24 protein-coding genes and 1 other annotated feature are annotated in these 21,345 nt (G+C 36.1%); of the genes, 1 reads left to right on the top strand and 23 read right to left on the bottom strand.

Going from position 1 to position 21,345, the window contains the following annotated elements; translation table 11 throughout:
• The 3 genes from AN964_RS08130 to mtnN form a co-directional block, all read right to left on the bottom strand.
• Positions 1 to 185: transposase (locus tag AN964_RS08130; protein WP_055738596.1), on the bottom strand; the 185-nt coding region annotated here is incomplete at its 3' end.
• Between the two features lie 110 nt (positions 186 to 295).
• The gene (locus AN964_RS08125) at positions 296 to 553 is read right to left on the bottom strand and encodes a YrhC family protein (protein ID WP_055739196.1); all 258 of its coding nucleotides are present in this window, start codon (positions 551 to 553) and stop codon (positions 296 to 298) included.
• A 137-nt stretch (positions 554 to 690) separates the two neighbouring features.
• Positions 691 to 1,383 carry a 5'-methylthioadenosine/S-adenosylhomocysteine nucleosidase gene (gene mtnN, locus AN964_RS08120; RefSeq protein ID WP_055739195.1) on the bottom strand — a complete coding sequence of 231 codons (693 nt, stop codon included), beginning with the start codon at positions 1,381 to 1,383 and terminating at the stop codon, positions 691 to 693.
• 125 nt (positions 1,384 to 1,508) lie between these two features.
• On the opposite strand from mtnN, the gene AN964_RS08115 reads away from it, so the two are divergent.
• Positions 1,509 to 1,721, top strand: coding sequence for a YrzA family protein (locus AN964_RS08115; protein WP_055739194.1), 213 nt, complete (start codon positions 1,509 to 1,511; stop codon positions 1,719 to 1,721).
• Positions 1,722 to 1,746: 25 nt separating this feature from the next.
• Here AN964_RS08115 and AN964_RS08110 read toward each other — a convergent pair whose 3' ends face one another.
• The 20 genes from AN964_RS08110 to AN964_RS08020 all read right to left on the bottom strand — a co-directional run bounded on the left by AN964_RS08110 (position 1,747) and on the right by AN964_RS08020 (position 21,081).
• Positions 1,747 to 2,460 carry a YrrS family protein gene (locus AN964_RS08110; RefSeq protein ID WP_055739193.1) on the bottom strand — a complete coding sequence of 238 codons (714 nt, stop codon included), beginning with the start codon at positions 2,458 to 2,460 and terminating at the stop codon, positions 1,747 to 1,749.
• Between the two features lie 274 nt (positions 2,461 to 2,734).
• A complete protein-coding gene (locus tag AN964_RS08105; RefSeq protein WP_055739192.1) occupies positions 2,735 to 4,483 on the bottom strand; it encodes a peptidoglycan D,D-transpeptidase FtsI family protein in 1,749 nt (582 codons plus the stop codon).
• A gap of 207 nt (positions 4,484 to 4,690) precedes the next feature.
• Entirely contained in the window at positions 4,691 to 5,167 is a 477-nt protein-coding gene (gene greA / locus AN964_RS08100) for a transcription elongation factor GreA (RefSeq protein WP_055739191.1), read from the bottom strand.
• Positions 5,168 to 5,375: 208 nt separating this feature from the next.
• Complete coding sequence (gene udk, locus AN964_RS08095; protein WP_055739190.1) at positions 5,376 to 6,011, bottom strand: uridine kinase; 636 nt, start codon at positions 6,009 to 6,011, stop codon at positions 5,376 to 5,378.
• A gap of 52 nt (positions 6,012 to 6,063) precedes the next feature.
• Positions 6,064 to 6,699, bottom strand: a complete 636-nt coding sequence (locus AN964_RS08090; RefSeq protein WP_055739189.1) for an O-methyltransferase — start codon at positions 6,697 to 6,699, stop codon at positions 6,064 to 6,066.
• Between the two features lie 129 nt (positions 6,700 to 6,828).
• Positions 6,829 to 7,971: an endolytic transglycosylase MltG gene (gene mltG, locus AN964_RS08085; RefSeq protein WP_321198570.1), complete on the bottom strand. Its 1,143-nt coding sequence runs from the start codon at positions 7,969 to 7,971 to the stop codon at positions 6,829 to 6,831.
• A gap of 240 nt (positions 7,972 to 8,211) precedes the next feature.
• Positions 8,212 to 8,508 carry a DUF1292 domain-containing protein gene (locus AN964_RS08080; RefSeq protein WP_055739188.1) on the bottom strand — a complete coding sequence of 99 codons (297 nt, stop codon included), beginning with the start codon at positions 8,506 to 8,508 and terminating at the stop codon, positions 8,212 to 8,214.
• Between the two features lie 12 nt (positions 8,509 to 8,520).
• A complete protein-coding gene (gene ruvX / locus AN964_RS08075) occupies positions 8,521 to 8,937 on the bottom strand; it encodes a Holliday junction resolvase RuvX (RefSeq protein ID WP_055739187.1) in 417 nt (138 codons plus the stop codon).
• Positions 8,938 to 9,207, bottom strand: coding sequence for an IreB family regulatory phosphoprotein (locus tag AN964_RS08070; RefSeq protein WP_055739186.1), 270 nt, complete (start codon positions 9,205 to 9,207; stop codon positions 8,938 to 8,940).
• A gap of 258 nt (positions 9,208 to 9,465) precedes the next feature.
• Complete coding sequence (gene alaS / locus AN964_RS08065; protein ID WP_055739185.1) at positions 9,466 to 12,099, bottom strand: alanine--tRNA ligase; 2,634 nt, start codon at positions 12,097 to 12,099, stop codon at positions 9,466 to 9,468.
• Positions 12,100 to 12,143: 44 nt separating this feature from the next.
• Positions 12,144 to 12,359: a binding site (T-box leader), on the bottom strand.
• Positions 12,360 to 12,413: 54 nt separating this feature from the next.
• Positions 12,414 to 13,487, bottom strand: a complete 1,074-nt coding sequence (locus AN964_RS08060; protein ID WP_083489257.1) for an AI-2E family transporter — start codon at positions 13,485 to 13,487, stop codon at positions 12,414 to 12,416.
• An 86-nt stretch (positions 13,488 to 13,573) separates the two neighbouring features.
• The gene (locus tag AN964_RS25385; RefSeq protein ID WP_126648663.1) at positions 13,574 to 13,705 is read right to left on the bottom strand and encodes a DUF3918 family protein; all 132 of its coding nucleotides are present in this window, start codon (positions 13,703 to 13,705) and stop codon (positions 13,574 to 13,576) included.
• 18 nt (positions 13,706 to 13,723) lie between these two features.
• The gene (locus AN964_RS08055) at positions 13,724 to 13,912 is read right to left on the bottom strand and encodes a YrzR-like zinc ribbon domain (protein WP_055739184.1); all 189 of its coding nucleotides are present in this window, start codon (positions 13,910 to 13,912) and stop codon (positions 13,724 to 13,726) included.
• The gene (locus AN964_RS08050; protein WP_055739183.1) at positions 13,884 to 14,405 is read right to left on the bottom strand and encodes a PRC-barrel domain-containing protein; all 522 of its coding nucleotides are present in this window, start codon (positions 14,403 to 14,405) and stop codon (positions 13,884 to 13,886) included. Before AN964_RS08050 ends, AN964_RS08055 begins: the two co-directional genes overlap by 29 nt.
• Positions 14,406 to 14,445: 40 nt before the next feature.
• Positions 14,446 to 16,845 (bottom strand): SF1B family DNA helicase RecD2, encoded by a 2,400-nt coding sequence (gene recD2, locus AN964_RS08045; RefSeq protein WP_055739182.1) that lies wholly within the window; start codon positions 16,843 to 16,845, stop codon positions 14,446 to 14,448.
• Positions 16,846 to 16,857: 12 nt separating this feature from the next.
• Positions 16,858 to 17,523 (bottom strand): tetratricopeptide repeat protein, encoded by a 666-nt coding sequence (locus tag AN964_RS08040; RefSeq protein WP_055739181.1) that lies wholly within the window; start codon positions 17,521 to 17,523, stop codon positions 16,858 to 16,860.
• A gap of 164 nt (positions 17,524 to 17,687) precedes the next feature.
• Positions 17,688 to 18,803, bottom strand: a complete 1,116-nt coding sequence (gene mnmA, locus AN964_RS08035; protein WP_055739180.1) for a tRNA 2-thiouridine(34) synthase MnmA — start codon at positions 18,801 to 18,803, stop codon at positions 17,688 to 17,690.
• A 16-nt stretch (positions 18,804 to 18,819) separates the two neighbouring features.
• On the bottom strand, positions 18,820 to 19,965 hold the full coding sequence (locus AN964_RS08030) for a cysteine desulfurase family protein (protein ID WP_055739179.1): 1,146 nt from the start codon (positions 19,963 to 19,965) through the stop codon (positions 18,820 to 18,822).
• A gap of 31 nt (positions 19,966 to 19,996) precedes the next feature.
• A complete protein-coding gene (gene cymR / locus AN964_RS08025; protein WP_055739178.1) occupies positions 19,997 to 20,416 on the bottom strand; it encodes a cysteine metabolism transcriptional regulator CymR in 420 nt (139 codons plus the stop codon).
• Positions 20,413 to 21,081 carry a YczE/YyaS/YitT family protein gene (locus AN964_RS08020; protein WP_152982365.1) on the bottom strand — a complete coding sequence of 223 codons (669 nt, stop codon included), beginning with the start codon at positions 21,079 to 21,081 and terminating at the stop codon, positions 20,413 to 20,415. The genes cymR and AN964_RS08020 overlap by 4 nt, the downstream gene beginning before the upstream one ends.
• Between the last annotated feature and the right edge of the window lie 264 nt (positions 21,082 to 21,345).

The raw sequence follows: 21,345 nt of genomic DNA, 5'->3' as shown, positions 1-21,345 counted from the left end.
ATCAAGATCACGGGATCAATACTTGGGCGTCCAACTGCGGAATATGTTTCTTCCACTAAATCATAAATGAAAGAGAAATCAATCGCTGCCTCCATTTTTCGGACTAAATGATTTTCGGGAACCAACTGGTCTAAAGCGATCATTTCTACTTGATCACGTTGAATGGAATTATGTTTTGAAAGCATCTTCATCACCCCAAGTATTATTTCTATTTATATTTTAAAACAAAAAAGACTGTAGGCAAGCTCGATCTTCATCGAGTTTGTCTACAGTCTGAAATAACGTTTTGACAACGTTATTTTTTTTGCAGATATTCTTGTCCCTCTTCCGATTCCAACAATATATTTCGACATTTATTTGAGTATAAAAAGCATAAAGCAGAAAGAATGATCAGTACTAAGGTTCCACCTATTAACGAATAAGTTTTCACTAATGTTTTTCCAGCTATCGGCATGACCGCACCTAAATATAAAAAGGCTGTTAATGCCAATAAAGTAAAACCAAATCTTTTAAAATCATTCATCTTTTCAAATAAATTTTTTTCTTTATTCACATTTACACACCTTACTTTCCCTATGAATCTATATCTCTACTTTATCATAGAATAGTAAGGGAAATTGTATGTAAATAAAGGGATGAGTGGAAAAATGGTGTAAAAAGGCACTTTTCCAGACATCTTACAATTTCTTCTTAAAGTTTTGAAACAATATCCATTACCATGTTTGCCGAATGCAGGGCAGCTTTTTCAAGGAATTGGTCAAATGAAATATTTGATTCTTGTCCTGCAATATCAGATAATGCACGGATTATGACAAAAGGTATGTTAAATTGATAGGCAACCTGCGCAATAGCAGCGGCTTCCATTTCTACCGCTTGCAAGTCTTGAAATTTATGACGAATAGATTCTACTCTAGCGGGGTCGCTCATAAAGGAATCTCCTGTAGCAATAAGTCCTTTTACGACTTGAATATCATTTATTCTATTTGCACAATCCTCTGCAATTTTTATCAATTTTTCGTCTGCAATAAAAGCAGGGGGCATTTGCGGAACTTGTCCATACTCATATCCAAAAGCTGTAACATCTACATCATGATGACGAACTTCGCTGGAAATCACAATATCTCCTACATGAAGATTAGGATCAAATCCACCGGCAGACCCTGTATTGATCACGACATTTGGTTGATATTCCTGTAAGAGAATCGAAGTAGACATTGCGGCATTTACCTTCCCAATTCCTGATCGAAGAAGGACAACATCCTTATCTTTCATTGTACCGGAAATAAATTCATATCCCGCAATCTTTTGAAGCTTAGGGTTCTCAATATTCTCCCGTAATAATGCTACTTCTTCTTCCATTGCTCCAATTATAGCTGCTTTCATTTCATTACCTCTTTCTTATCAAAAATCAATACTTTCATTATTATAAAACAAATAGAGGGGAAAACATACTGTGAATCCTTGAATCGTTTCTTTAGGAAAGCTAAAATATCTTTGGAGGGATTAGTATGAACTTTCAATTAGATATGATAGAAGATAAAATTGAATTTTTTGAAGGAACTAATTTGGATACGATAGAAAAGCAAATAAATGAAAAAATTGATCAAAATAAAGCCATTATGCTTGAAGTTGCCTCTGTTTCTCATCAAATGCATGTGGATGGATCCGGAAGAAGATTTTATTCTGCAGTAGTTCATTTTAAGCTAAAAAAAGGATATTAATTCAGAGAATTAATATCCTTTTTTCTTATTGCCTATCATTATGTTCTAATTCTTCCACTTTAGAAGGTTTCCAGCCTTGGCCATCTACCCATTCAAGATATACACGATAAGCTTTTTTGTTTTTCTTAGAAGTAATTGTTCCGATCACCGAAGAGTCAGAACCACTACGTGACATATACCAGATTGTTATTTGATCAGTTGGTATTCCAGTTGCATAAGATAATGCTTTTTCTTTTTCCTTCCAATCAGTAGAATTGGAATCAGATGAATACTGATGTCCTCCTGTTTGACTTGTCCCAACAGGTTTCCAGTTAGGATTAACATATGTTTTTTTCACATTTCCGTCATTGCCTTCATTTGCAACAACATCGGAATTATTTAAACTGGTATCGCCATTTTCATTAGTAGAAGAATTATCCGATTGATTATCATCGGTTGCATTTCCTGACTGGTCATTGTTATCGTTGACTGTACCTGTACTGTTGTCGTTATTGCCATTATTTTGATTATCTTTTTCATTTTTCGATGTATTTTTTGTTTTGTCTTGTGTATGTGTCGTATTTGCAGGTGCAGTGTTTTTATTGTCATTTTTTCCACCGCCTAAAAAAATCGTACACGCCACAATGACGATTAACAATATTACGATGACAATTAATGAATTTAAAATGATATTTGTTTTTCGGCGTTTTGCTCTTTGTAATGAGCGAGATCGGTTTGGATGATTATAATCATTTGCCATCTTTCAACCCTCCCTTTTCCAAAGAGGCTGTTTTCGTATAAATTGTTGCTTTCGTGCTTAGATAAACTTCTCATAAGGCATAGCTTCGGGGCATCTTTTCTTAACAAGGACTACCCATTCTAAAGGAATAAAAAAATTTATGAGATTTACGATTAGAAAAACAACAAAGTTATAGAAAAGAGCCTTCAATGACATTATCATAACATGAGTTTAACATTGAGAAAAGGTTATATCACACGAAAGATGCTTGCTCCCCCATTCTACCTATGAAGGTTTACTTATGATCTTCCTCATATAATAAACTTACTATATCTGCAAAAAGAGAATTGACACCCCCCTCATTTTCTGGAACACCTAAATTAACCGTCACTAATGAATACTTCGGTTGCTGAAAAGGAAAATATCCTGCAAACCATTTATGATGAAGCTGTTGATCCCCTTTAAATATTCCGGTTTCAGCAGTACCGGATTTACCTGCAACTTCATAAGGAAGATTTCCGAACCATCTACCAGTACCATTTTCGCTTGTAACAACATGCCTTAACATTTTCTGAAGCTTTAAAGCAGTTACTCTTGATATAATTTCACCTTCCAATTTCTTTTGCGGAAAGTGAACAAGAGTAGTTCCATCCCTATATTTCAATGCAGAAACTGCCCTGACCATCTCTTTTTGGCCACCTCTTGCTATCGTTGCCATCATATTTGCAACGCCTAATGGAGTTACTCTTACTTCTTGTTGGCCAATTCCTGTTTGTGCAACTAAATTACCATCCTTTTTACTCTTTGAATCGGCAAATACCCTACCTTTATCCTCTTGCAGCTGATGAAAGTCTTCAAGATGGTACACATCGCCATGCCAGCTAATTTGGCCAGTTAACCCTAATCTTTTTGCGTATTCTTCTAAAAGACTAGGGTTTTTATCTTTAAGCCTTTTTGCTAAATCACCAAAGGTGCGATTACAACTTTGTGAAAAGCTTTCATCAAAATTTAATTCACCAAGCTTGCGTTTATCAGGTTTCCTGTACATATTTTCACTGCAATGAAATAGCTCATCATCGCGCACAGCATCATTCTCAATGGTAGCAGCAGCTGTAACCGTCTTAAAAACGGACCCTGGAATGCGAGCAGTTGTCATCATGTTTGTTGCAGCATCATTTGCAAACGGATGGCTTGGGTCCATAGCGGGTCTCGATACACTTGCTAGAACTGAATTATTCTTTATATCCAAAAGAATAACTCCGCCTTTTTTAATGTGATATTTGTCCACCAAATGTTCTATTTTCGCTTGTAAATTTTTATCAATCGTAGTTTGGACATTTACTGGGTAGTAAGGATTTCCAGATCCAGAATACTTAACATCAACCCCAAAAAGCGGCTCACCCAATGCATCAACATGATAAATAAGCTTTGACTCGCCTTCCGGCAACAAGAACTCATCGAATTGCTTTTGCAAGCCTGTTATCCCTATTTTTACGTTTTGCATTCCCTTTTTATCAGGATATCTTTTTAAAAAGGTTTCTGCCTGTTCTCCTACGATTCCAATGAGCTGTGCAGCTGAATTGTTATTATTTGGTGATCGTTTATTAACAGCAAAGACACCGGGAATTTTCAAGTTATTGATTGATTTCATTTGTTCCTCATTTAAGATATAGGGTTCTTTTCCTCCAAAAACAAAAGGTTCTTTTGCGTTTTCGATTTCTGTTTGCAAACGGTTGATAGGAATATTTAATATGTCCGCTAATTTACTTTCATTCCATTTTGAATTCTTTAAAAATGGAAATAAAATTAGAACTGGTTTTTCCAAATAAGTTAAAGGCTTTCCGGAGCGGTCAAGAAACTGCCCTCTTCCATCATCAATAACAATTTCCTGTGTTCTTTGAGCTACACTTTCTTTTAGTAAATTAATATGATGATTTGAGTAGGATTCTGTATTTAATAATTGAATTTGTACAAGTCTTGCAATTAAAGTTGAAATCATTAGGAGGATAAGTGTTGCTAAAAAATAATAACGTTTAATCCGCATTTTAACACCAACTTTATAAGCGATTTCATTACTTCCGCTCTCCTTACCATTATTGGCCAGTTTTGATGTTTAAAATACATAAGAAAGCTTGCGCTAGACCGAAACTTAACTAGTTAGATAATTTATATGATAAAAAACTTATACATTCTAAATTCAAAAAAACATCGATATTCACATGAAGTGAACATCGATGTTTTCATTTAAGCATTATTTTACAGAAATGATTCTTACCTTCATTTCTCCGCCTGGAGTTTGGACCGTTACTTCCTCGTCTACTTTTTTTCCTAATAAGCTTTTTGCAATTGGAGAATCATTGGAGATTTTCCCTTCAAACGGATCCGCTTCCGCACTACCAACAATGGAATAAGTTTCTTCATCACCATCAGGTAATTCAATAAAGGTTACTGTTTTCCCAAGTGTGACAGTATCTGAATTACTTCCGTCATCTTCAATAATCTTCGCGTTACGAATCATATTTTCTAACGTTGTAATTCGACCTTCAACAAAAGCCTGTTCTTCTTTTGCGGAATCGTATTCTGAGTTTTCGGAAAGGTCACCGAAACTTCTAGCGATTTTTATACGTTCAACAACTTCTTTTCGTTTAACCGTTTTCAAATATTCAAGTTCTTGTTCTAATTTTTCTTTTCCAGCTTGGGTCATTGGAAATACTTTTTCTGTAGCCATATCCCTTCACTCCTATTAATTCTATTTGTTGTTTTATGTAGAAAAAATCTAGAGATTAAATAGTACATCTCTGATAAAGGTGGAAATTTCTACACACCAGATGGTGTTTCATCAATTCACCATCAGTAATTAAATATAATACATCATAGCGCGACCTTTAGAAATGTCGCGCCTAACTGAGTATATAATTATTTTATAAATAATCGTATTACAAAAATGACTTTTGTTCAAGAATTGTTTGAATTTTAGTATTTACCAAATCAATGGCAACGACGTTTTGCCCGCCTTCAGGAATGATGACATCAGCATATCGTTTTGTCGGCTCGATAAATTGATTATGCATCGGTCTTACTACATTTATATATTGATCAATAACAGAGTCCATTGTTCTCCCGCGATCCTCAATGTCTCGGAGCAGACGCCTGATAATTCGTAAATCAGCATCTGTATCAACAAAAAGTTTTATATCCATTAAATTGCGCAATCTTTCATCTTCTAATACTAAAATTCCTTCTAAAATGATGACATCCTTTGCCTCCACATGAATCTTTTTATCAGAACGTGTATGCCTTGTATAATCATACACTGGTTTTTCAATGGATTCATAATTCAACAGTTTTTGTATATGTTCGATTAATAAGTCGTTATCAAAAGCAAGTGGATGATCATAATTTGTCTTCAATCGGTCTTCAAAAGGCAAGTGACTTTGGTCTTTATAATAATAGTCTTGTTCTAAAACTAAAATGGAATGACCTTTAAACTGATCATATATCGCGTTTGTTACGCTTGTTTTTCCCGATCCTGAGCCACCTGCTACCCCGATAACTGCTGGCTTGCGTACCATCTAAATAGAACTCCCTTCAATCTGTCTAACCACTAAAATTTCATTTACTAATTTACCTCTTTTTGCTGATTGCAAGTCCATCACCGACTGGAATAATCGATGTAATGTACTCATTATGGTTCATTAGCCATTCATTATAATTTTTTATTTTATTGACTAAATTTCTTGTTCTTTTACTTTCAATATATTCTTCTACAACAAGGCCTTTAAATAACACATTATCCGTAAATATAATTCCGTTTTCAGATAAATATGGTGTGTACATTTCAAAAAATTTAAGATACTGACCCTTTGCTGCATCAATAAATAATGCATCGAATGGACCATAATCCTTCATTTTGTCACTTATTTCTAATGCATCAGCATGGATAACTTTAATTTGTCGGTCCAAACCAGAACGGCTAATATTATGAATTGCTTCATTAAAGCGCTCTGTGTCTCTCTCAATCGTCACAATAGTTGTATTAGGCAATGCATCTGCCATCCTCATTGCAGAATAACCTATCGCAGTTCCAATTTCAAGAATTTTTGCAGGACCCTGGATTCTTAACATATGCAGCAATGCTTCAATTCCTGAAAGTTCCATAATAGGAACATCATGTTCTAATGCATATTGCTCCATTTCTGCAAATATCGGCTCTCTCTTTTTAATTAAAGATTCAATATAGGTATGTATTCTATCTTGCATATTATGCCTCCATTACAAAGAAAGTAGAAAGCTAAGTGACTTAGCTTTCTACTAAAGCACGAATATCGCCCATTTAATAACCGTTTATTATATTAGCATATTTTCAAATGGAAAGCGAATTTTTGTCTCTTATTTTTGGCTAGTAATATATTTAGCCTTTAATTGATTATGTTCTGCTAAAGTAGCGGAGAAATACACTTTTCCTGTTTTGGAAGCAGCCAAGAAATATAAATAATTGGTTTTAGCAGGATGGATTGCAGCTTCAATCGATAATTCCCCTGCATTGGATATCGGGCTCGGCGGCAGCCCTTTAATTTTATAAGTATTGTACGGTGAATTTACTTCTAAATCCTTATAAGTAACTCTATCCTTATGCTTATTTAAAGAATAAAGGACAGTTGGGTCTGTTTGCAGCGGCATTCCAACCTTTAAGCGATTATAAAACACACTTGAAATTTTATGCCTGTCCGCCTTGCTTGTCGCCTCCTCTTCAATTAATGAAGCCATTATCAGCATTTTTTGAGGGGTTAAATTCTGCTTACTCAAATCATCCTGATACTTTTTAATTTCGATATTTGTTTTATCCAACATTTTCATGATGATGGAATCAAGGGATGGCTTCTTTTCATAAAAATAATAAGTGGCCGGAAATAAGTATCCTTCTAATGGATGCTTCACTTCTGGATTTAGTATATCCTTCGATAACATTTTCGGGTATTGTTTCATCAGTTTCGTTACGAATTTTTTATCATCCAAATGCTTCATTATTTCAACATTTTTATACGGAGTATTTTTCGCAATGATTGTCGCAATTTCCGTTAATTGTATTCCTTCCGGTACTGTTATTTTTACTTCTGCGTTCTTAGCTACCTTCCCTGTCTTTAAGTATTTAATGATTTGATCTAAGGTCATAGAGGGAGATAACCCGTATGTACCAGCTTGGAATCCTGTTTCATTATTAAACTTTACATAATATTTAAAAATAAAGCCATTTTTTATAATGCCTTTATCCTCTAAAAGGCTTCCAATGGATGAAACACTGGAGCCAATCGGTATCTCAACTTTTTTTAATTGATGATTTTTGGGATTGGCGGGTTTTAAAGCAGATTGAACATATAAATAACCCGCCAATACTAGGCACCCAATGATGATAATAATAGAAAGACTGATGATCCCTACAATCTTTCTAATCGTTTTTGCTTCCGATTGTCGAGCTAATAGCTTTTGCATCGAATCATTGGAAGATTTTCCATTATGCTGATTATCCGTCAAATAACTTGCACTCCTTTACATTTAAAGCATTCCATTGATGCGTATGAATAATTTATTATTTATTATTTTTCCCACATTTCATAACCATTCCTAATAGTTATTTTTCCTGTACATTATACTACATATTTCGGCAAATTCGATTTATTTTATAAAAATGACAGAAAAACAAAATCTTTTGCTGAAAAAAGTCATGAAAAAACCGACCCAGCAATAATACCAGGTCGGCTTCCCATTTATTTATTATTCTTCCTCTTCTTCATCAAGAAATGTATTCAACATTTCTTCAATCATATCCCATTCTTCATCCGTTTCAATTGGTTGAAGATCTCCTTCTGTACCATCTTCGTGTTGTACATAAGAAGAAGCATGGATTTCAATTTCTTCGTTATCGTCTTCTTCAGCACCTACTGGATAATATAGGACATATGATTTTCCAAAGTCCTCAGAATCGAATGTAAATAATACTTCAAATAATTGTTCATTTCCGTTTTCATCTACTACTGTAATATGTTGATGTTCTTCATGTTCATGTGCCATTTTTTCACCTCATTATAATTGGCTGTCAAGAAACCCTTGCAAAATCATGACTGCAGCCATTTTATCAATTACTTTTTTCCGTTTTTTCCTACTAACATCAGCTTCCAATAAAACTCGTTCAGCGGCCATCGTACTCATTCGTTCATCCCACATAATAACAGGCAGACCAAGAAGTTCTTTTAATTTTTCTGCATAAGACAAGGATGCTTCTCCTCTTGGTCCTACCGTATTATTCATGTTTTTCGGAAAACCGACAACAATTTTTTCAATTTTGTATTTGCCCGCCAGTTCTTTTACTCGTTCGAAACCAAATTTCCCTTTTTCTTCATCAATGGAAATCGTTTCAATGCCTTGTGCTGTCCAACCCAGTTCATCACTTATTGCAACACCAACTGTTTTGGATCCAACGTCCAGACCCATTATTCTCAATTAATATCCCTCACGATGCTGTTTTAAATACGATTTAACTAATTCTTCGATGATTTCATCTCGTTCAAGCTTGCGAATAATGTTTCTAGCATCATAATGTCTTGGAATGTATGCAGGATCTCCGGAAAGCAAGTAACCGACAATTTGATTAATCGGATTATACCCTTTTTCTTGAAGCGCCTCATATACTTGCAACAGCACTTCCTTCACATCATGTTCAAAAGGTTCCTCCGAAAAGTTAAATCGCATGGTTTTGTCAAAAGAGCTCATTATACAGCACCTCACTTTAAGGCTTGTCTATTTCTATGGCTATTCTCGTATAAATTTGTGTTTTTCGTAATTTGTTTTAAATCCTAATTAGACTTTGCCCCTGGGCATCTTTTCTTAAAAAGGATACCTATTCTTAAGGCGAATGAAGACGTTTATAGGATTTTCTTTTACAAAAGCAACAAAGTTTAAGAAAAGAGCCATTCTAAACAAAATCCTTATTCAAACTTTATTTCCATTGTACACCACTTTTTATACGATTCAAATGGATTTTATCCATTCTTCCACATATTGAAGTGCAGAATCGAGTTTTTCAGGATCTTTTCCACCAGCTTGTGCTAAATCTGGACGACCGCCGCCACCGCCGCCACAGCGTACAGCAACCTCTTTGACTAGCTTACCTGCATGAAATCCTTTTTCTACTAGATCCTTTGTGACACCTGCAATGATATTTACTTTATCATCTTGCACAGTTCCAAGTACAACAATACCTGAACCTAGTTTTTCTTTCAACTCATCGACCATATTTCGCAGATTATTTGCATCCTGAGCTTGAACTTTACTTGCAATAAGCTTAATACCATCTATTTCGATGGCTGATTCTGAAAGATTTCCAGCCTCAATATTGGAAAGCTTAGCTGAAAGAGATTCATTTTCTCTTTGTAATTCTTTTATTTCCGTTTGGACATTTTCAATTCTAGTTAAAATATCCTTTGAATTAGTTTTGAGTATTTCAGCAGCTTGATTCAATCGTAGAATTTGCTCATTCATTAAATGGTATGCTGCTTCACCTGTCACCGCTTCGATTCGTCGTGTTCCTGCACCAATACCGCTTTCCGAAACAATTTTAAATATACCAATTGTGGATGTATTCGGAACATGGCAGCCACCGCAAAGTTCTAAGCTGTAATCACCCATCGAAACTACTCGAACAATATCACCATACTTTTCGCCAAATAATGCCATAGCCCCCATTGCTTTTGCTTCATTGATGTTTTTCAAGTCAATGTTTACCGGCAGGCTTGCCCAGATTTTTTCATTGACTATTTCCTCAATTTTTACAAGTTCATCTGGCGTAATTTGTCCGAAATGAGAAAAGTCAAAGCGAAGTCGGCTTGGTTCTACCAAAGATCCAGCCTGATTAACATGTGTACCAAGGACATCCTTTAATGCCTGATGCAATAAATGGGTTGCGGAGTGATTCTTAATAATTTTATTTCGGTTTATACGATTTACTTCTGCAAAAACCTCTTGATCCAATGTTAAGCTGCCTTGTTCTACAATAGCACGATGTAAATTCTGACCGTTTGGAGCTTTTTGAACATCCTTGACTATTACGCTTAATCCTTCGGCTGTTAAAGTTCCTCCGTCCGCTACTTGACCTCCACTTTCTGCATAGAATGGGGTTTGATCCAATATAAATTGGATTTCGTCTCCGGATTTCGCTTCAGTAACTAGTTCGCCGTCTTTTACAATTGCTACTACTTTAGCATTTGTTTCTAAGGTTTGATAACCCACGAATTCACTATCGACTTTAATTTCTCCTAAAATACCGCCTTGAACCTGCATGGAACCAACATCTTGACGAGCTTTACGAGCACGCTCTCTTTGATTTTCCATTTCCGCTTCAAAGCCTTCGTGATCCACCTTCAAGCCTTCTTCTTCGGCATATTCTTCGGTAAGCTCGACTGGGAATCCATATGTGTCATATAAGCGGAAAACATCCGCACCCGAAATCGTATCTTTGCCTTCATCTTTTGCTTTTTTCATAACGGAAGACAAAATAGACAAACCTTCATGCAGTGTTTCATGGAAACGCTCTTCCTCATTTTTGATTACTTTTTGGATAAACTCCGTTTTTTCCTTTACTTGAGGGTAATAATCAACCATTATTTCTGCTACTACAGGAACTAATTTATACATAAATGGTTCCCCGATATTGATGGTTTTTGCATATCTTACTGCCCTGCGAAGCAAGCGTCTTAAAACATAGCCACGGCCTTCATTTGAAGGAAGCGCACCATCACTAACAGCAAATGCAACCGTTCGAATGTGATCAGCAATAACCTTAAATGCAGTATCTAATGTTTTATCTTTTCCATATGTTTCTCCGGAAATTTTTTCAGTTTCTTTGATAATCGGCATAAATAGGTCTGTATCAAAATTAGTAGGAACATCCTGAACAACAGATGCCATTCTTTCTAAGCCCATACCTGTATCAATGTTTTTCTTAGGGAGAGGTGTATAAGTACCGTCTGGATTATGATTAAATTGAGAAAACACAAGATTCCAAACCTCTAAATACCTTTCATTTTCTCCACCTGGATATAATTCTGGATCATTTTCATCGTCGCCATATTCAGGACCGCGATCATAGAATATTTCTGTATTTGGTCCGCTTGGTCCTTCGCCGATATCCCAGAAGTTCTCCTCTAAACGGATAATTCTTTCCTCCGGTATACCGATTTTTTTATTCCATAATTCAAATGCTTCATCATCCTCAGGATGAATCGTTACGGATAATTTTTCTGGCTCAAAACCAATCCATTCAGGACTGGTTAAAAACTCCCAAGCCCAGGTAATAGCCTCTTCCTTAAAATAATCCCCAATAGAGAAATTCCCCATCATTTCGAAAAATGTATGGTGGCGGGCAGTTTTTCCAACATTTTCAATGTCATTGGTACGAATCGCTTTTTGTGCATTTACGATTCTTGGATTTTCCGGAATCACACGACCATCAAAATATTTCTTTAATGTTGCGACACCACTATTTATCCAAAGCAATGAAGGATCTTCATGCGGAATAAGCGATGCACTTGGCTCAACCTTATGACCTTTTTCTTGAAAAAAGTCTAAAAACATTTGACGAATTTGAGCACCTGTTAGTTTTTTCATATTAATACCTCCTTAAAAAATAAAAAAATCCCCCATCCCTGGTATGCAGGGACGAGAGATTTACTCGCGGTACCACCCTGATTTTAGACAATCAAAAAGACAATCTAACTCTTGGGTGCCTGTAACGTGGCAAGACGGCAGTATTTTAGCTGCACTCCAGATTAGCCTTCTGTTATCCTTCATCTGGAATTTCTCTCAGCCTCGGAAATTCCTCTCTTCTTAGATGGACTATAACATACTCGATCTTTCAATGATTTTTTACATATAAATAGTATATATAGTCGAATTATAAAAAGTTACAGGCCATTTGTCAATTATTCATGTGATGATTTTGTTACAAAATGATATTTTGCATGAATAATCGCTACTTTAATGATAGCTAAGACAGGAACTGCTAAAATTAAGCCAAGAATGCCGCCTATTTCCTCACCTACAATTAATGCTAAAATGATGAAAAGCGGATGCAAATGCAAGGATTTTCCAACAATGAGGGGAGACAGAACATTCCCTTCAAGAAATTGTAAAACAAACATGATGATAACCACATAAATTAAATGTTTAGTTGAAATGGTCATAGCAATAATAGCCGCGGGAATCGCCCCAATAATCGGTCCGAAATAAGGAATTATATTGGTTAATCCAATAATCAAGCCTAATAATACTGGGTAATGAATCCCCAATAACCAGAAAGCTATAGTCGATATGGATCCAATTAAAAAACAAACCAATAACTGTCCACGAATATAACCACCAATAGATTTGTCAACATCTTTCAAAAATGAAACGGCCTGTTTTCTCCATTTACTAGGAGTGATATACCAAGCTGATCTTTTAACTGATTCAATATCCTTCAAAAAATAGAAAGAAATAAACGGAATAATCGCAAGTACAAATATAAAATTCACTAATTTCATTATCGTATTCATTACTTTTATCAAATATTGATTCAGCCATAACTCAAAGTGATCAATACGCTTATCTATTTGATTTTGAATTCCGTCTGGCCACCTCGAAGTGGAATCATGCACTTGTTGGATCCAATTGCGGTATTGATTTGCAAACTCTGGTAAATGATCCGATAAATCCTTGATTTGTTCAATTAATAATGGTACACCTAGATAGATTCCGTAACAAATGCCTCCAAAAAAGATGATATATATGATGGAAATAGCAAGAGCTCTATGCATTCCTTTATCATGAAGCCATTCCACTAATGGATGAAGCAGATAAGTTATAAATCCCCCTATTAAAAAAGGAATCAGAGACATGAACAAGACCTTCAGTATCGGGGACCAAAGAGGTTTTAACAATAATAATACATATAAAATGATAAAAATCAGTAAGATGATACCAAGTTTATAAAACCAATTCCCACTGGATAGTTTCACATCTATCACTCCTTTTACTAGTATTTGTAAAAGAAGTGAATTTATCCATTAGAAAAAGCTGCCTCATACTGAGACAGCTTCAACCGTTATCTAAACGCTTTTCGCAAGCGTTTTGTCATTTTTCGCATTTGTTTTCCGTTAAATCCTTGACGCTGCGAATAAGCTGCAGCTGCAATACCTGCTCCAAAGCCTAGCAAGGAAACAATCGTTTTGTTCAAAACTATGCACCCTTTCCATTAGCTTAGTTTTCTTGAATCCTCATCGAATAAATCATCTAAAGAACTTAATGATCCATCCTCTTCCACCTGATGGGTATATATCATCTCTTTGTTAACAGATAATTCAATAAAGCAATTCCAGCAATAGTATTGGTTAATACCAATTTTTCCAAGATCTTTACTTTGGCAATTGGGGCACTTCATCATAGGTAATATCTCCACCTCGTAATGGTTTTTCAGTCACGATGATGGCATCCTTCCCAAATTTCGGAGGATGAGCTGAATGAATAAATCTCTTACCTTCCAACATATCGGAAAAAAAGCCATCCGTTAGCTCGTATCCTATGATTGTGCCCACTTCCTCTTGAAAATATACGTCCTCTAATAATCCTAGCTCCTCACCATTGCCTGAAATCATAAATTTAAGTGCAATTGGTTGGAAATGGCACATGGAATACTCATTATGTGCCTCTTTGTATTTCCTCAATTGCCCATCTTTCTGAAGTACAATAACATGCGGTCCATATGCTTGAACCTGATCCATTGGTACACTGTACAGATTATGAAAAAAACCTTTCCCTTTTACAATCAAGGATTTTACTTTTCCTTCATCCGTTATACAGATATCACACACTTCCCCGACGCAGCTCCCATCGCAGTCATAAACCGACATGTTCTTCAGAAGAGAATATGTTCGCAAAAAGCATCCCCTACCTTTTCGAACATTTATATTTTACGACTTAAACCATAAAATCATAAGGTGTAACGTTTTCCATGCCAATCATTGGGTCGATAGTTAGAAGCGTATCCTCCGTTAAAATAAATTGATCAGACTTTTGTGAAGGGTCTTGGGTGGAATAATCATGGAGCAAACGTAATTTTTCATACAGAGTTGTCTTTCTCTGCCCGTCATCCTCCCGTTCCACTCCAAGACGAAATGCTTCTTCTTCACCGCATAAAATCAGAAATTGCTTACTTCTTGTAATCGCTGTGTATAATAAATTCCTGCGCAGCATCCGGTAATAGCTTTTGACAACAGGTAAAATAACGATTGGAAATTCACTGCCTTGCGATTTATGAATGGAACAACAAAAAGCATGAGTAAATTGATTAAAATCCTGTCTGGTATACGTAACCTCTGTTCCATCAAAGGAAATAATAATCATGTCTTGTTTTTCTGTATTTTCCTTCGCGTAAAAAATAGAAATAATTTCTCCGATGTCTCCGTTAAACACATGTTGTTCCGGCTGATTAACAAGTTGAAGCACCTTATCTCCGATTCGGTATTTCACATCCCCAAAAGTAAGCTCTTTCCGATTTTTATTCTCATTAGGATTTAAAATTTCTTGAAGCATTTCATTTAGCCGATCAATTCCTGCAGGTCCTCGATACATCGGTGCTAAAATTTGAATATCCTTCGCTAAATATCCTTTTCTTTTTGCACTTAAAACAACTTTTTCCACTACTTCTGGGATTTGTTGTGTAGTACATCTTATGAAGGAGCGATCATTATACTGCTTCGAAAGGTTCTGCGGCATTCGTCCGTTTTTGATTTCGTGTGCTAATTCAATAATGGATGAACCGTCTGCTTGTCTATATATATCCGTCAATCTTACGGTAGGAATTACTTCAGAACGCAATAGGTCTTTAAGTACAACCCCTGGTCCGACAGACGGAAGCTGATCTTCGTCACCAACAAATATTACTTGAATATGGTCTGGCAGTGCCTTTAACAATTGATGGGCGAGCCATGTATCTACCATCGACATTTCGTCTATTATAAGGAATTTACCATCTACTTTTCGATCATCGTCAACATCCATCCCCTCTTGCCCTGTCATCCCTAACAGGCGATGGATGGTCATTGCAGGAAGCCCCGTGGATTCTGACATTCGCTTGGCTGCTCTTCCAGTTGGTGCTGCTAAAAGGATAGGGAATGGATTATCCTTACTATAGTCCTTAGGATTTAAAGAACATCCGTGCAATTCTGAGTATAGCTCGACGATTCCTTTAATTACTGTCGTTTTTCCTGTGCCAGGTCCTCCTGTCAAAATCATCATTGGCGACATTAATGCTGTTTGAATAGCCTCTTTTTGTGATGGAGCATATTGCACATTAATGCGTTCTTCTAATTTTCCAAGGGCCAGCAGAAATTCAGATTCCGGAAATTGATCCTTATATTCTTCCTGCGCTAAAATTCGTTGGATGTTTGTAACAATCCCTTTTTCGGAGAAATAAAGGGAAGGAAGATAAATTCTTTTCTGATCAATTACTAATTTGCTTTCTTCCTCCATTTTAATCAATTCCGTTGAGATTTCCGTAAATTCAATTTCACAAGCTTGATGATATTCAAGCAGTTTTTTCACTTTAGGCAATAATTCTTCTGCATCAACATAAACATTTCCATTTTGCAGACATTCTATTTCTACCGTGTATTTAATACCGGCTTTAATTCGGTCAGGATGATTGCCAGTAATTCCAAGTGCTTTTCCAAGCTCATCTGCTCTCCCAAAACCGACTCCTTCAATATCCTCCACTAATCGGTATGGATTTTGCCGAATAATTTCTAAAGTCTGCTCCTTATATACCTGATAAATTTTCATGGAGATTTGCGGGCCAAAGCCGTATTGATTAAGTCCAATCATTACCTGTTCCAAGCCTTGGTGCTCCATTAATTTATCATAAAGCAGTTTTGCTTTTTCGGGGGGAAGCTTAGGCACTTTATCGAGTAATGATGGTTGTTCTAATATTTTTGTTATAGCATTTTCACCTAGTTCATCCACGATACGCTCTGCTGTTTTTTTGCCAATTCCGTTAAAAAGCTCACTGGAAAGATATCCGACAATTCCCTGTTTTGTATGTGGAATTTCTTTTTTAAAGTGCTTTGCATTATATTGAAGACCAAATTTCGGATGCTCTTGAAAAGCACCGTAGAAAATATATGTTTCTTGTTCATGCATTTTAGGGAAATATCCGGTGATAATAGCTTCTTTATCAGCACTATCCTCATTTGTTTCATCCACCTTGATGCGAATGACTGAATACAGGTTTTGCTCGTTATGAAAAATGGTCACCAGATGTCTGCCTTTTATGAACTTCTCCTCATCTTCAAATAAATTCATTGAATTTTGCCGTTCCAAGTAAAATCCCCCTTAATGCGGGTCTTTCATTTTTTCTATCATTTTCAAACCGTAACCTGCAAGCATATGATCAGGTTGAATTTCTAATGCTTTTGTGAAATAATCCAATGCTTGATTTGGCTTATCATAAATTCCTAAATAGGCAACCCCTAAATTATAATAGGCATCCGCATGGTTCGGGTCACTTGCGACAACCTTTTCAAATTGTTTCGTTGCCTCATCGTAGATTTCACACTTGGCTAAAGCAAGTCCATATTGAAAGCGAGCTTCCACATCGTCTTCATTTAATTCAACACTTCTTTGTAAATATGGAATAGCAAGGCGTATATTTTCAAGGTTAATAAAACACATGCCAAGCATATAATAAACATCATTTGTTTGAAGACCATATTTGATTGCCTTTTCAAATTGCCCCGCTGCCTCCGAGAATTGATTTAGATTAAAGTACAAATTTCCTAAACAATAATAAGCAGCTGATGCTTTTTCATCCAGCTCAATGGCTTTTTGATAAAAGTTTATAGCACGATCATTTTCTCCCACAGCAGTTAGGACATTTCCAAAATTAATATATGCCACTGGATCTTTCGGATTCTCTTCTATCGCTTCACTAAAAAATTTAATTGCATCCTCATATTTTCCCGCTTGTAAGCTTTCAATACCTTGTTTATTCTTATCCATCTTTCACACTCCGCACGTATACAGTTTATATCCAAATTATAACACGAAAGTTTAAAAAATGGCCGCCAAACTCAATAAGAGTACAGCGGCCATTTTTTACAAATGAGGATTCGGAAGTTTTCTCGCGAATCTCCACTTTTTTCTCACGAATCAGGCACAAAGACCTAACCTACATATAGCAATTGTTGTTCTTTTTTATAAATTTTATCGATTGTTCCACCGCCGAGACATTCCTCACCGTCATAAAATACGACTGCTTGTCCAGGGGTAACAGCACGAACTGGTTCATCAAAAACAACCTTTACCTCATCATTAGGCAATAGGTGAACCGTTACCTTATGGTCCGGTTGACGATAACGGAATTTAGCGGTACATTCAAAGGTTTCCGGCTTTTTATGATCAGATACCCAGCTTACGTTAACCGCAGTAATCGAATCGGAATACAATGACTCATGATCAAATCCTTGTTCCACGAAAAGAACGTTTTCCTTTAAATCTTTTCCGACTACAAACCAAGGATCACCTGAGCCTCCAATTCCAAGTCCATGTCTTTGTCCAATAGTATAGTACATTAAGCCATCATGTGTACCCATTACTTTTCCATCTAAAGTCTTCATTTTCCCTTTTTGAGCAGGTAAATAGTTGCTTAAAAATTCTTTAAAGTTTCTTTCTCCAATAAAGCAAATTCCTGTACTGTCTTTCTTCGTTGCAGTAGCGAGCCCTGCTTCAGCAGCTATTTCACGCACTCGTTTTTTATTAATATTTCCAATAGGGAACATTACTTTTTCTAATTGATGTTGATTCAATTGGTTTAGGAAATACGTTTGATCCTTATTTTCGTCTAAACCTCTCAGCATTTTATATTCGCCAGCTTGAAATGCTACTTGTGCATAGTGACCTGTCGCTAAATAGTCTGCACCAAGATTCATGGCATGTTCAAGAAAAGCTTTAAATTTGATTTCTTTATTACACATTACATCTGGATTTGGTGTTCTTCCTGCTTTGTATTCATCTAAGAAATAAGTGAATACTTTATCCCAATATTGTTTTTCAAAATTAACAGCATAATAAGGGATTCCGATTTGATTGCATACTCTAATGACATCATTATAATCTTCTGTTGCTGTGCAGACGCCAAACTCATCGGTATCATCCCAATTTTTCATGAATATCCCGATCACATCATAACCTTGTTCTTTTAAGAGCAATGCGGCAACAGATGAATCTACTCCACCTGACATCCCAACAACCACTCTTGTATCCTTTGGTGATTTATTCATTTTTCGATCCTTCTTTCTAGTCTGCCTGGAAACGACGTACAATACCAGAAACTTTTTCTGCAGCCTCTTTTATCTCTTCCATCGTATTAGTGATGCCGAAGCTGAAACGAATTGAATTTCTGAGTTGTTCTGAATCCTTCCCATACATGGCCACTAATACATGTGACGGTTCTATGGAGCCAGCTGTACAAGCAGACCCACTTGACGCCGCTATACCGGCTATATCTAAATTCACTAACAACGATTCTACGTCCGTACCAGGAAAGCTTATATTTAAAACATGTGGGAGTGATTTTTCAATTGTACTATTTAACGAAAACTCCACCTGATTTTTTGTCAATATTTCCATAAAAGTTTCTTTATATTTTTTGTACAATGCCTGCTTTTCTTCCATTGTTTCTTGTGCAATTTTCACTGCCTCAGCAAATCCTGCAATCGAGCTGATATTTTCAGTGCCCGCCCGTCTTTTTAACTCCTGCTCGCCACCATGGGAACGAGGGACGATTTTTATCCCATTCCGAATGTATAGAAATCCAATTCCTTTTGGTCCATTAATTTTATGGGCCGAAACAGACAGCATATCAACTTTTAGATCCTCAACATTTAATTTGACAACACCATATGCCTGGACAGCATCCGTATGAAAATAAGCAATATGGTCTTTTAGAATTTCACCAATTTCCTCGATTGGTTGGATACTCCCTACTTCATTGTTTCCATACATGATAGTTACAAGTATAGTATCGTCACGAAGGGCGCTCTTCACATCTTCAAGATTTACTCTGCCGTCTTGGTCAACGTCTAAATACGTTACTTCAAATCCTTTTTTCTCTAAATACTGGCAAGCATGAAGAACGGCATGGTGCTCAATTTTAGTAGTAATAATATGTTTTCCTTGTTCTTTTCTTGCTTCCGCCGTTCCGATAATGGCAAAGTTGTCCGCTTCTGTTCCGCCGCTGGTAAAAATAATTTCATTAAAATGTGCACCAATACTACTCGCAATCAATGTTCTTGCTTCATCCAGGAGGTGTCTTGCCTCTCGACCAAATGAATGGATACTGGAAGGATTTCCGAAAGAATCGGTAAGTACCCCCATCATTTTTTCCACTACTTTCGGATGGACTGCTGAAGTAGCTGCGTGATCTAAATATATACGTTCCATTACTGTCACCTCAAATATTTTGCCTATGAATTTATATATAAAACATGTAAGAATCCGTTTCTCCCTCATCTTTGTAGTTTGCTAAATCTTCTATCGTTGTGTTATCAAGCACATCCTTAACAGCATCACGAATCCGGATCCATAAACTACGCTTGACCGGTTCTTCCTCTTCAATTCCTTCAACAGGGCTAATAGGGCCTTCTAAAACTCTAATGATATCACCTGCAGTTATTTTAGATGGTTCATCAGCTAAGATATACCCTCCATAAGCACCTCTTATACTTTTCACCAACCCTGCATTTCGCAGTGGTGAAATTAATTGTTCCAAGTAATGCTCTGATAAATCATTAATCTGTGCAATTGTCTTTAAAGATATGGGACCCTCCCCGCATCTTTTTGCCAATTCAATCATAATAGTTAATCCGTATCGACCTTTTGTAGATATTTTCATACACTAGCACCTCTATCTATATCTTTATTCCATTTTTTATTTCGCAGCCTTTCTAAAATGGCATCCGTCAAAAATTGACATTTCGGCAACGCAATTCCAACGATAGTTCCTATAGTAACGCAAAAAATAATCGTTCCCCAAAAAATCGGGCCGCCTAATAACCAACCAATTAGTAAAACTAGCACTTCCATCAAACGTCTTACATGTGATATTTTCCAACCTGTTAATTTAGTAATGACAAGCATGAAGCTGTCTCTTGGACCCGCACCTAACTGGGCAGAGATATAGACTCCCATTCCAATCCCATTAATAATTACTCCTGCTACAAACATGAGGATTTTCCAAATAATGAATCCAGGTGTAATCATAAAAGGCAAGTGTAATAATATATCCATGAAAATTCCAACTAAAAGCATATTTAAGTAAGCACCTAGCTTTGGCCATTGGTGCATGAATATAGCAGATATTCCTAAAACAAAAAAGCCGATTATAATCGACCATGTGCCAATGGACAAACCAAAATGCTGAAATAGTCCCACATGCAAAACATCCCATGGTGTTGCCCCAAAATGTGCTACAATCATCAGATCCAACCCAAACGCCATAATAAGTAATCCGATCACAAAAATAAGAAATCGAACTATTAATATGCCATTATTCCCCATTTGTACTCCTCGATTCATGTGGTAAAAGTATCTTAGCTACGTTGCATTAGAATAAATATAAAAATCTTAAAACAGTTTATTTTTAAGGCGTCTTTTCATCTATAAAATAATCATCCCAATATGAATGTGCAATATAATAGGCTTTATATGAAAAATAACAAAGCCCAAGAAAAAAGCCTTTGCTTATGACATTATAGCACACACAAAGATTAATTTGCATTATGTTGACATTTTGGAAAGCATCGGCCAAGAAAGTTAGAACAA

Origin of the sequence: Heyndrickxia shackletonii (genome assembly GCF_001420715.1) — a bacterium.
GTDB lineage: Bacteria > Bacillota > Bacilli > Bacillales > Bacillaceae_C > Margalitia > Margalitia shackletonii.
The sequence above is the reverse complement of the archived record's forward strand: the minus strand, read 5'-3'. Positions and strand labels throughout refer to the sequence as shown.

Excerpts from the sequence above, each read along its gene's own strand:
- mtnN (WP_055739195.1), bottom strand. The coding sequence starts at position 1,383 with ATGAAAGCAGCTATAATTGGAGCAATGGAAGAAGAAGTAGCATTATTA.
- AN964_RS08115 (WP_055739194.1), top strand. The coding sequence starts at position 1,509 with ATGAACTTTCAATTAGATATGATAGAAGATAAAATTGAATTTTTTGAA.
- AN964_RS08110 (WP_055739193.1), bottom strand. The coding sequence starts at position 2,460 with ATGGCAAATGATTATAATCATCCAAACCGATCTCGCTCATTACAAAGA.
- AN964_RS08105 (WP_055739192.1), bottom strand. The coding sequence starts at position 4,483 with ATGCGGATTAAACGTTATTATTTTTTAGCAACACTTATCCTCCTAATG.
- greA (WP_055739191.1), bottom strand. The coding sequence starts at position 5,167 with ATGGCTACAGAAAAAGTATTTCCAATGACCCAAGCTGGAAAAGAAAAA.
- udk (WP_055739190.1), bottom strand. The coding sequence starts at position 6,011 with ATGGTACGCAAGCCAGCAGTTATCGGGGTAGCAGGTGGCTCAGGATCG.
- AN964_RS08090 (WP_055739189.1), bottom strand. The coding sequence starts at position 6,699 with ATGCAAGATAGAATACATACCTATATTGAATCTTTAATTAAAAAGAGA.
- AN964_RS08080 (WP_055739188.1), bottom strand. The coding sequence starts at position 8,508 with ATGGCACATGAACATGAAGAACATCAACATATTACAGTAGTAGATGAA.
- AN964_RS08070 (WP_055739186.1), bottom strand. The coding sequence starts at position 9,207 with ATGAGCTCTTTTGACAAAACCATGCGATTTAACTTTTCGGAGGAACCT.
- alaS (WP_055739185.1), bottom strand. The coding sequence starts at position 12,099 with ATGAAAAAACTAACAGGTGCTCAAATTCGTCAAATGTTTTTAGACTTT.
- AN964_RS08055 (WP_055739184.1), bottom strand. The coding sequence starts at position 13,912 with ATGATGAAGTGCCCCAATTGCCAAAGTAAAGATCTTGGAAAAATTGGT.
- AN964_RS08040 (WP_055739181.1), bottom strand. The coding sequence starts at position 17,523 with ATGGATAAGAATAAACAAGGTATTGAAAGCTTACAAGCGGGAAAATAT.
- mnmA (WP_055739180.1), bottom strand. The coding sequence starts at position 18,803 with ATGAATAAATCACCAAAGGATACAAGAGTGGTTGTTGGGATGTCAGGT.
- AN964_RS08030 (WP_055739179.1), bottom strand. The coding sequence starts at position 19,965 with ATGGAACGTATATATTTAGATCACGCAGCTACTTCAGCAGTCCATCCG.
- cymR (WP_055739178.1), bottom strand. The coding sequence starts at position 20,416 with ATGAAAATATCTACAAAAGGTCGATACGGATTAACTATTATGATTGAA.
- AN964_RS08020 (WP_152982365.1), bottom strand. The coding sequence starts at position 21,081 with ATGGGGAATAATGGCATATTAATAGTTCGATTTCTTATTTTTGTGATC.